At 23.2% G+C, this 11,987-nt stretch carries 7 protein-coding genes and 2 pseudogenes; 7 read left to right on the top strand and 2 right to left on the bottom strand.

What is annotated here, in order from left to right:
• Positions 1-303: 303 nt before the first annotated feature.
• From nusA to D9V80_RS01445, 7 genes and pseudogenes are all read left to right on the top strand, one after another.
• Positions 304-1,347, top strand: a pseudogene (nusA, locus tag D9V80_RS01475) (transcription termination factor NusA); the annotation flags it as partial.
• A 1,008-nt stretch (positions 1,348-2,355) separates the two neighbouring features.
• Positions 2,356-4,278 (top strand): annotated as a pseudogene (infB, locus tag D9V80_RS01470) (translation initiation factor IF-2); the annotation flags it as partial.
• Positions 4,279-4,316: 38 nt separating this feature from the next.
• A complete protein-coding gene (rbfA, locus tag D9V80_RS01465; RefSeq protein ID WP_158353534.1) occupies positions 4,317-4,721 on the top strand; it encodes a 30S ribosome-binding factor RbfA in 405 nt (134 codons plus the stop codon).
• 44 nt (positions 4,722-4,765) lie between these two features.
• Entirely contained in the window at positions 4,766-5,698 is a 933-nt protein-coding gene (truB, locus tag D9V80_RS01460) for a tRNA pseudouridine(55) synthase TruB (protein WP_187306479.1), read from the top strand.
• Positions 5,699-5,784: 86 nt separating this feature from the next.
• Positions 5,785-6,054 (top strand): 30S ribosomal protein S15, encoded by a 270-nt coding sequence (gene rpsO / locus D9V80_RS01455; protein WP_158353530.1) that lies wholly within the window; start codon positions 5,785-5,787, stop codon positions 6,052-6,054.
• 151 nt (positions 6,055-6,205) lie between these two features.
• Entirely contained in the window at positions 6,206-8,332 is a 2,127-nt protein-coding gene (gene pnp / locus D9V80_RS01450; protein WP_410051793.1) for a polyribonucleotide nucleotidyltransferase, read from the top strand.
• Between the two features lie 312 nt (positions 8,333-8,644).
• Complete coding sequence (locus tag D9V80_RS01445; RefSeq protein WP_158353526.1) at positions 8,645-10,399, top strand: DEAD/DEAH box helicase; 1,755 nt, start codon at positions 8,645-8,647, stop codon at positions 10,397-10,399.
• A gap of 81 nt (positions 10,400-10,480) precedes the next feature.
• On the opposite strand, the gene D9V80_RS01440 is transcribed toward D9V80_RS01445, so the two are convergent.
• Positions 10,481-10,867 carry a Rid family detoxifying hydrolase gene (locus D9V80_RS01440; protein WP_158353524.1) on the bottom strand — a complete coding sequence of 129 codons (387 nt, stop codon included), beginning with the start codon at positions 10,865-10,867 and terminating at the stop codon, positions 10,481-10,483.
• 115 nt (positions 10,868-10,982) lie between these two features.
• Positions 10,983-11,987, bottom strand: a 1,005-nt coding sequence (gene argF, locus D9V80_RS01435; RefSeq protein ID WP_158353905.1) for an ornithine carbamoyltransferase, incomplete at its 5' end; no start/stop codon positions are given.

The raw sequence follows: 11,987 nt of genomic DNA, 5'->3' as shown, positions 1-11,987 counted from the left end.
ATAAATGCTTATCTTTCTTTTTTTGAGTCATTTAAAAAAATAAAAAGAAAGATAAGCATTTATATAGTCATAGTAAAGTAGTTTAAACATATTGTTTTTTTATATAATCATTATTAATATATTTATTACATAAATAAAATATTCATATATTCATATAAAACAACATATTTTTTATTTTAAAAAAAATTTTATGAACACTTTGTATATTTTTCAATAAAATCGTATTTCAATATTGTTTATAAGTTATTGTTGATTAAAGTGTATAAAATATTTTTTATAAAAATGAAATGGAGATGATATATAATGAATAAAGAAATTTTAGCTGTTGTTGAATCTGTTGCTAATGCAAAATCTTTATCACGTCAAATAATATTTGAAGTTTTAGAAAATGCATTAACTATCGCCACAAAACAAAATTATGAACAAGATATTGATGTTAGAGTGATGATTAATCAACAAAATGGAGCATTAAATACTTTTCGACGATGGAAAGTTGTACTAAAAGTAGTAGAACCTACTAAAGAAATTACATTAGAGGCAGCACAATTTTCAAATCAAAAATTACAATTAAATGATTATATAGAAGATAAAATTGATTCAATTAATTTTAATCGTATTACAACACAAACAGCAAAAAATATCATCGTTAAAAAAGTACAAGAAGCAGAAAAAAATATGGTTTTAAAAAAGTTTCAAAAAAAAATAGGAGATATTGTTACAGGTATCGTAAAAAAAAATAATCGAGATTACATTATTTTAGATGTAGGTCGATATGCAGAAGGTATTATTAATAAAGAAAATATGTTACCTAGAGAAAATTTTCGACCAGGTGATCGCATACGTGGTTTATTATATGCAGTATACCCGGATGTTATGGGTATTCAACTATTTCTTAGTCGTGCTAAACCAGAAATGTTAGTAGAATTGTTTCGTATTGAAGTCCCTGAAATAAGTGAAGAAATAATAGAAATAAAAGCGGTTGCTAGAGATCCTGGTTCTAGGTCAAAAATAGCAGTAAAAACTCATGATATAAATATTGATCCAGTAGGTGCTTGTGTTGGTATTCGAGGAGCTAGAGTACAGGCTATCTCTAATGAATTATGTGGTGAAAAAATAGATATTGTATTATGGGATGATAATCCTACTCAATTTGTAATTAATTCGATGGCTCCAGTTGATGTTTCATCTATTTGTATGGATAAAAATCATTTTTTTATGGATGTTGCAGTAGAAATATCTAACATATCACAAGCGATTGGAAAAAATGGACAAAATGTTCGTTTAGCTTCGCAATTAAGTGGTTGGGAAATTAATGTGATGACTATTGAACATTTACATGTAAAACATACAAAAACAATATTGAAAAATAAAATTTTACAAAATATTTAAATATTATTCATTTCATATTAAAAATATAAATTATTGGTTTTTTTTTGATAAGATATACAATATCGGATTATTTTTTTGATTAATTATTGTAAATAATTTTAACTTACACTTATTTATTTAAAATATTATTTTTAATACAGTAAAAAAGCATATAAATAACACATATAAAAAATTAAATAATTTTAAATGTCTTTAAAGATTATTAAAAAATAAAAAAAATTTAAAGTTTTTATATTATTTTTAATTAAAAAAATAAATTTTTTTAATTAATTTAGTGGACAACGAAACACAATAATTTCAATAATTTAAAAAAAATTTAAAAATAAAATATAGCAGTATATTTTTGTTATGAAAAGGAAAAAATTTTTTATTTTGAATAAAATTTTTTGATGATACAATATTAATGTAATAATATATTAAGTGTCTTAAATAAAATATAAATTTTCTTTCATCATTTAATAAACAAATAAATTATTGAATGAATATTAAAAACATTGATTGTGTCAATCTAAAAACAAGTGATATTAATTTTTTCAAAAAACGAAAAAAAAATAAAATTTGATAATAAAAACAATGTAACAAGATATGTTAATAATATATAAATTATTTTAGGGTATTTATAATAAAAACACAATTTATTATATTTTTTCATAAAAATATTTTTTAAAAAGTATAATGTATTTAATTAATACAATTAATTAATATAAAATAAAGTAACAAAAATATAAATTAAAAAAATCAAAATATATATACAATAAAAAATTGTTTATGAAAAAAATTCAAAATTAAAAAATTAAAAATTTTTTAATAAAAATACAATAAATATTAAAACATAAAAATTATTATTTTATATAAATAGTTCATATGAAAAAGCAGGATCTCTTGAATAAAAAAAATAACAGTTTTTTAAAAAAAAAAAATACAGATAAAGATAAAGATGAACAATCTCATTTTTTAATACATAAACGTAAAAAAAACATAAAAACATTAAAATCTAAAAATAATGAAAAATTTTTAAAAAAAAATAATATACGAGAAGAAAAAAATAATATCATTAAAAAAAATAAAAACAATAAAAATCACATCAAGTTAAATTCGTTAAAACAAGTATTTCAAAAACCTATTAAAATAGTGAATAAAGATATTTTTATCGGTGAATTTATTAAAGTATCAGAATTAGCTAATAAAATGTCAATAAAAAGTGTTGAATTAATTAAAAAAATGATTAGTTTTGGAATTATTGCAACAATTAATCAATTGTTAAATCAGAAAACAGCTCAATTAATAGCAGAAAAAATGGGTCATAAAGTAATTTTATATAATAAAAACGATTTAGAAAAATCTATTATATGTGATCGAGTAATTGATAATACATTATTAAAAGAAAGACCTCCAGTAGTAACAATTATGGGTCATGTAGATCATGGGAAAACATCATTATTAGATTTTATTAGATCTACACGAATAGCAAAAAAAGAAGCAGGAGGAATTACACAACACATTGGAGCATATCAAGTAAAAACTAAAAAAGGTTTAATAACTTTCTTAGATACTCCAGGTCATGCTGCTTTTACTTCTATGCGTGCTAGAGGAGTAAAAATTACTGATATTATTGTTTTAGTTGTCGCTGTTGATGACGGAGTTCAACCTCAAACTATTGAAGCGATTCAACATGCAAAAGCTGCAAATGTTCCTGTATTAGTTGCTATTAATAAAATTGATCGTATTGAATCTGATCCAGAACAAATTAAACATGCTTTAATGAAACATGATATTGTTCCAGAAGAATGGGGAGGAGATAATATTTTTATTCAAGTATCAGCTAAAACAGGAAAAGGAATTGATGATTTATTGAATTTAATTTTATTACAAGCGGAAATGATGGAATTAAAAGCTATTGATCAAGGTTTAGCTCGTGGTGTTGTAATTGAATCTTATATTGATAAAGGTAAAGGTCCTATTGCAACTATATTAATACAAGAAGGAACGTTAAAAAAAGGAGATATTATTTTATCAGGTTGTTCATATGGAAAAGTTAAAGCAATGACCAATGAAGTAGGTAAAAATATAAATAAAGCAATTCCATCTCTTCCAATAGTAATTTTAGGTTTTTCTTCATTACCTGAAATAGGAAGTGTAATGTATGCACTTAATGATGAAAAAAAAGCTAGAGAATTAGCGATTTATCGACAGGAAAAAAATAGAGAAAATAAATTAGATAAAAATCGTAGATTAAAATTAGACAATATATTTGAAAATATGAAAGAAGAAAATATTTTATCATTAAATATAGTATTAAAATCAGATGTTCAAGGTTCATTAGAAGCAATATGTGAAGCTTTATTAAAATTATCTAATTCTGAAATAAAAATAAAAATTATTGGTTCCGGAGTAGGTGCTATAACAGAAACAGATGCTACTTTAGCATTAGCTTCTAATGCTATTATTATAGGTTTTAATGTTCGTGCTTATACTTCTTCTAAACAAATAATTGAAAAAGAAAAATTAGATTTACGATATTATTCAGTAATTTATACTTTAATTAATGATATTAGTAATGCGATGAAAGGTATGTTATCTCCTGAATATAAACAAGAAATATTAGGTTTAGCAGAAGTACGTAATGTTTTTAAATCTCCTAAATTTCCTGCAATTGCAGGATGTATGGTAATAGAGGGGGTAATAAAACGTAATAATCCAGTAAGAATATTGCGTAATAATGTAGTTATATATGAAGGAGAATTAGAATCTTTACGAAGATATCGAGAAGATGTGATAGAAGTAAAAAATGGAATGGAATGTGGAATAGGAATAAAAAATTATCAAGATATTCTTATTAAAGACATAATTGAAGTTGTAGAAATGAAAGAAATACAAAGAAATATATAAATATTTAACATTATTTCATATTTTATAAGGTTACTTTTTTGAAAAAAATAAATAAAAAAAAAAAAAAAATTGTAAAACATTTTAGATCTTCTAGAATGTCAACAATTTTAAAAAAAGAATTAGCATTTGTTGTACAAAAAGACATCAGGGATCCTCGTATTAATGTTATGTTAACTATTTCAGAAGTAGTAGTTTCAAAAGATTTAACTCATGCAAATATTTTTATAACATTACTTAATAAAGAAAAAAAATATAATACAGAATATCATGAAAAAGTTGATTTAATATTAAAAGTATTACAGTCTGCTTCTGGATATATTAAAAATTTAGTTTCTAAAAAAATTAATGTTAGAGTAATTCCTAATTTAAAATTTCATTTTGATCCTTCTTTTACGACAGGAGAAAAAATTAATAATATTATTAGTAATATACAAAAAAAATAAAAATTTTAATATATGAAAATATTGAATGATGTAAAGGTAATATATTGAAATATAATCATATTAAGAGAAATGTTAACGGAATTTTATTATTAGATAAACCAGTAGGTTTAACATCTAATGCTGCTTTACAACAAGTAAAAAAGATATTTAATGCTAAAAAGGCGGGACATACTGGATCTTTAGATCCACTTGCTTCAGGAATATTACCTATTTGTTTAGGATTAGCTACAAAATTATCTAGATATTTATTAGAATCAAATAAAACTTATTCTGTAATTATGAAATTAGGAGAAATTACTTCAACTTTAGATTCAGAAGGTGTTTTATTAAAAACATGTATTGTTCATAAAAATGTTTTTAAAAATATTACCAATGTTGTTCAGAAATTTTTAGGAGAGAGTTATCAAATACCTCCTTTGTATTCAGCAGTAAAATATCAAGGTATATCTCTATATAAATATGCTAGAAAAAATATTATTCCTCCTAGAACTTTAAGAAAGATTTTTATTAAAAAAATTAGTGTTGTCAGTATTTATAAAAATTATGTCAAAATTATAGTAACGTGTTCTAAAGGAACATATATTCGAACGCTAATAGATGATATTGGTAATATATTAGGATGTGGTGCACATGTCGTTTATTTGAGAAGAATAAAATTGTTTATTTACGAATTATATCATACTATATCTTTACAAAAATTAAATCAAATACAAAAAAAACATAATTCTTATGAAAGTTCTTATTACAATCACTTAGATTTGTTTCTACTTCCAATGGATCATCCTATTTCTGATTTTCAATATTATTGTTTAGATACTAAAGAAATTTACATGTTTAAAAATGGATCTAAAATTAATATAAAACAAAATATATTAACAGGATTAATAAGAGTTCTTAGAAAAAATGATAAAAAATTTATTGGTTTAGGTATAATACAAGAAGATCATTTTTTATACCCTAAAAAAATATTTATATGAATATACTACTTTGAAAAAATTATGTTAATAATTTCAAAAAAAATAATTTAAAATATGTTTAATACATAAATTAAAAAGGAAAAGTTATGTCTTTAAGTACCCAACAAAAAAAAAAAATTATAATAAAATTTGGAAAAAATGATGTTGATTCAGGTAATTCTGAAGTACAAATTGCTTTATTAACTAAACGAATTAATCAATTACAATCTCATTTTTCTATAAATAAAAAAGATCATAGTAGTAGACTTGGTTTATTAAATATGGTAGCTAAGAGAAGAAAATTATTAAATTATTTAAAAAAAAAGAGTTTTAATAATTATATTAAATTAGTAAAACAATTATCTTTGCGTAAATAAATTAAAGATGTGATTTTGTTTTATCAATATTACATATATCCAAATATTATTTAGATGCAGTTATTATAATACATTTTAATATATTTTTTTGTTAAAAAGATATTTTTAAATATTGTAATAATCAAAAACAATTTTTTTTGTACTATTATGTATGAAAATAACATTATTTATATTAAGGAACATTGTTTTGTTAAATGCTATTCAACATAAATTTCAATATGGTTCACATACTGTTACTTTAGAAACAGGTATAATCGCTCGACAAGCTACCTCTTCTGTAATGGTCAGTATGGATGATACTGCTGTATTAGTTACAGTTGTAGCACAAAAAAAAAATCCTCCTACTATAGAAAAAAATTTTTTTCCTTTAACAGTTAATTATCAAGAGCGAACGTATGCAGCAGGAAAAATTCCAGGAGGATTTTTTAGAAGAGAAGGAAGACCAAGTGAAAATGAAATCTTAATAGGAAGATTAATTGATCGACCTATTCGACCGTTATTTCCAGAAGGATTTTTTTATGAAGTTCAAATTGTAGCGACAGTTGTTTCAGTAAATCCTCAAATTAATCCTGATATTGTTGCAATGATAGGAGTATCAGCAGCTTTAAGTATTTCTGATTTACCTTTTAAAGGACCAATTGGAGCTGCTAGAATTGGTTTTATTAATAATAGTTATGTTTTAAATCCTATAATAGATGATATGAAATCTAGTTCTCTTGATTTAATAATTTCCGGTACTAAAGATGCCATTTTAATGGTTGAAGCAGAAGCAAATATTTTAAAAGAGTCAGATATATTAAATGCAATTATATTTGGACACAAAGCACAACAAACATTAATTGAAAATATAATGTTTTTTACTTCTTTGATGATTAAATCTAATTTTGAATATCAACTAATTACATATGACTTAATTTTATATCAAGAAATTAAAGATATATATGAACAATCGATCATAGAAGCGTATGATATTTATAATAAAAAAGAAAGGGTATTAAAACTACAAAAAATTAAAAATGATATTCTTGAATATTATAGTCAAGAAGTAGAAAAATACACTGTTTTTGAAATAGAAAATATTTTTTATAATATAGAAAAAAAAATTGTACGTAAACAATTAATTAAAAAAAATATAAGAATTGACGGAAGGGAAAAAGATGTAGTTAGAATGCTAAATGTATGTACTGGTATTTTACCTAGAACACATGGATCATCTTTATTTACTCGAGGTAATACTCAAGCTTTGGTATCTGTTACACTTGGAACTGCTCGAGATGCTCAAAATTTAGATGAATTACTTGGAGATAGAACAGATAATTTTATTTTTCATTATAATTTTCCACCTTATTCAGTAGGAGAGATAGGAATAGTCGGTTCTCCAAAAAGAAGAGAAATTGGTCATGGAAAATTAGCAAAAAAAAGTTTTTTAGCAGTTATGCCAAAATTAGATCAATTTCCTTACACTATTCGTATTGTTTCTGAAATAACAGAATCTGATGGTTCTTCTTCTATGGCTTCTGTATGTGGTGCTTCTTTAGCCTTAATGGATGCTGGAGTCCCTATAAAATCTTCTATTGCTGGAATAGCAATGGGTTTAGTAAAAGAAGATGATAAATATATTATTTTAACAGATATTTTAGGAGAGGAAGATCATTTAGGAGATATGGACTTTAAAGTTGCGGGAACACATCAAGGTATTACTGCTTTACAAATGGATATTAAAATAGAAGGTATTACTACAGAAATTATGAAAATTGCATTAAATCAAGCTAAAAATGCTAGATTATATATTTTAAATGTTATGCAACAAGCACTGAGTTCTCCTAGAAACGCAATATCTGTTTTTGCTCCAAGGATTTATACTATGAAAATTAATCCTGAAAAAATCAAAGATATTATTGGAAAAGGAGGATCTATTATTCGCATGTTAACTGAAGAAACAGGAACAACTATAGAAATAGAAGATGATGGAACTATAAAAATTTCTGCTTCAATTGAAGAAAAAGCAAAAAATGCGATTCAAAGAATTCAAGATATTACGGCAGAAATTGAAATTGGAAAAATTTATACTGGAAAAATTACACGTATTGTAGATTTTGGTGCATTTGTCTCAATTGGAATTGGAAAAGAAGGTTTAGTACATATTTCTCAAATTGCAAATAAAAGAGTAGAAAAAGTAAGTGATTATTTAAAAATAGACCAAAGTGTTATAGTAAAAGTGTTAGAATTAGATAGACAAGGTAGAATTCGATTAAGCATTAAAGAAGCTAAAAAATAATTTTAAATAACTAGAATTATTAATATAAATAAAATATATATAATTTTTTTTATAAAAAATATATTTTTTAATTTTAAATAAAATATATATTTTCATAAAAAAAATTTTTACAAAAAATATTAGTATATTATACATATTCATTGTAATATTTATATTGATTCTTTATAAATATTAAAAACGTAATGTGTATTTATACTTTCCATAAAATTATCTTTATTTTGAGCCAGTTCACATTTTTCAATGAAAATAAATAATATTATTATAATGAGTTATGTAAACTGGCCCGTTTAATTTAAGAGGCATTTGTATTACATGACTCATGTTGACAATAAATTTTTAACGTTTGGTTTAAATGATTATATCATTCGATCTTTACAAGATTTAAATTATATTACTCCTTCACCTATTCAAACAGCATGTATTCCTTTATTATTAAAAGGATATGATGTATTAGGAATGGCTCAAACAGGAAGTGGAAAAACCGCTGCTTTTGCATTACCTTTACTTCATAATATTAATATTAATCTAAAAAAACCACAAATTTTAGTTTTAGCCCCTACTAGAGAATTAGCTGTTCAAGTAGCAGAAGCATGTTCATTATTTTCAAAATATATTAATGGAATTAATGTTTTAGCTTTATATGGAGGGCAAAGATATGAACTACAATTAAAAGCATTAAAAAAAGGTCCTCAAATTGTAGTTGGAACTCCTGGTAGATTATTAGATCATTTAAATAGAAAAACTTTAAATTTATCTCATTTATATAGTTTAGTTATAGATGAAGCCGATGAAATGTTAAGAATGGGATTTATAGAAGATGTAGAAACTATCATGCGTTCTATACCAAAAAAAAGGCAAACCGCTTTATTTTCTGCTACTATGCCTGAAGCAATTCGAAGAATTACAAGAAGATTTATGAATACTCCAAAAGAAATTAAAATACAGTCTAGTATAACAAATTGTCCAGATATTCGACAAAGTTTTTGGATTGTTTATGGACGTAAAACTGATGCATTAATTCGATTTTTAGAAGTAGAAGATTTTTCTGCTACTATTATTTTTGTTCGTACTAAAAGTGCTACTTTAGAAGTATCAGAAGTTTTAGAAAAACATGGATATAATAGTGCGGCACTTAATGGAGATATGAATCAATCTCTTCGAGAACAAACTTTAGAACGTCTAAAAAACGGTACTTTAGATATTTTAATAGCTACTGACGTTGCAGCTAGAGGATTAGATGTTGATAGAATTAGTTGGGTAATTAATTATGACATACCAATGGATGCGGAGTCTTATGTACATAGAATAGGTAGAACTGGACGAGCAGGTAGAAGTGGAAAAGCTTTGTTATTTGTAGAAAATAGAGAAAGACGTTTATTAAAAAACATAGAACGTATAGTAAAAACTACAATAAGAGAAGTAACTATACCAAATGTAAATATATTAGCTCAAAAAAGATTAAAAAAACTTTCTGAAAAAATTAAAATATATTTAAATAGTTCAGATTTAGAAAAATATAAACAACTACTTCCAAAAATTTATCCTCATGAGGAAATAAATTTACTTAATTTATCTGCAGCATTACTAAAAATAGCTCAAGGAGAACGTCCTTTAATTATTGCACCAGATATGAAAAGAAATATATATAAATCAAATTTTATAAAAGATAATTGTCGAAAAGATGATAAAAGAAATCAAAAAATTTTTCGTCGAGATAAAAAGTTTTTAGAATTGATTGATTTATATAGAATTGAAGTAGGAAAAGATGATGGTGTAGAAGTAAGACATATTGTAGGAGCAATTGCAAATGAAGCAAATATACCTAGTCGTCAAATAGGAAATGTAAAATTATTTTCTAAATATTCTACTATAGAATTGCCTAAAGGTATTTCTAAAACTTTAATACAAAGTTGTATACGAACACGTATTTTCAATAAACCTATAAATATTAAATTATTAAAAAATTATCGAATTAATAACAATAAAAATAAATTTTTAGTTCGTCGTATTCCTGTTCGAAATTCTCTTTCAAAAAAAAATTTTTCTAATCGAAAATCCATTTCATAGTGATTGTCTTTTTAAATTTTTTTTTGATATAAATATATTTTTTATTTTTATGCCACTTAGTGGCATATTGATATAAAAATTTTATTTCATAGCAATTGCTTCAATTTCTATTTTTGCGTTTTTAGGTAAGTTATTTACTTCTATGCAAGATCGAGTAGGAAAATGACTATTATTTTCTTGAAAAAAAATTTTATAAATTTTATTTACATCTTGTAAGTCTTTTATTTTAGTTAAAAAAATAGTAGTTTTAATAATATTATTAACAGAAAAATTTGCTTTTAAAATTATATTTTTAATATTAGATAATATTATTTGTGTTTGTTGTTGTATATTCATATTATCAACGTTTTCTAATGTATGTGTTGGAATTTGTCCTGAAATATATAAGATGTTTCCATTACATATTCCTTGGTTATAAGGACCAATTGGTTGAGGAGCATGTTTAGTATTAATAATGATAGCAGTCATTTTTTACCTCTTGTATGTCAATATTATTTTTATGTTAAAAAAATAGATTTATATTAAATTTTAACATATTTAAATTATATAAAAATATACAATTAATCATTATTGAAAATGTGAATTAGAAAAAGTATTTTAATTTTATTAAAGAAGAAATCATGATAGCTTTTAATGAAAAAATTTTATTTTTAGCTTGATCAAAAACAATACTATTTTTTGAAAAAAAAACATCATGTGTAATTTCAACACCATTATTTAATTTATTATTTAGTAGAATTTTTTTTCCAATTTTAGTACTAGAATCATATAATGCTGGTAAACAGTGCATAATTTTTACATTTTTGTTATTGGATAATAAAATCATATTTTGATTTACTTGATAATTTTTTAAAATGTTTATTCTATCATTCCATAATTTTTCTGATTCATTCATAGATAACCATATATCTGTATATATAAAATCTGCTTGTTGTACTCCTTCCTCTATATTTTCAGTGTATTTAATATTTTTATATTTTTCATGATTTTTAAAATCTATTGTATTTATATTAGGTTTTAATTCTTTAGGTGATACTATTGTTAGATTTAAATTAATAATTTTTGCAATTTCTATGAAAGTACTACAAATATTATTTGTAGCATCTCCTACATATGTAATGTTAATTTCTGACCATTTTTTATCTGTTGAATATTCTTTAATAGTAACTAAATCAGATAAAATTTGTGTAGGATGTGTTTTATCTGTTAATCCATTCCAAACTGGAATAGATGAATTTTTTACAATATTTTCTAAATCTGTATGTTTTTTTCCTCGATATAAAATACCATCATATAAACTACTCAAAAAAATTATAGTATCTTTAATAGATTCTTTATATTTAAAATGTGAGTTAATGGAATCTAAATATGTTACATGAGCACCTTGTTCATTACAAGCTACAATTGCTGAACATTTAGTACGTGTAGAAGGTTGTTCAAAAATTAAAACAATATTTTTGTTTTTTAAATATTGTATTTCATTATTTGATTGTTTTTTTTTTTTTAAAAAAATAGAAAATTTAATTATTTTTTCTATTTCGGTTATAGTAAAATCGGAGAGTGTTATACAATTTCTTTGTATTAATTT

The sequence above is a fragment of the Buchnera aphidicola (Thelaxes californica) genome, from assembly GCF_005080825.1.
GTDB classification, from domain to species: domain Bacteria; phylum Pseudomonadota; class Gammaproteobacteria; order Enterobacterales; family Enterobacteriaceae; genus Buchnera_I; species Buchnera_I aphidicola_V.
The sequence above is the reverse complement of the archived record's forward strand: the minus strand, read 5'-3'. Positions and strand labels throughout refer to the sequence as shown.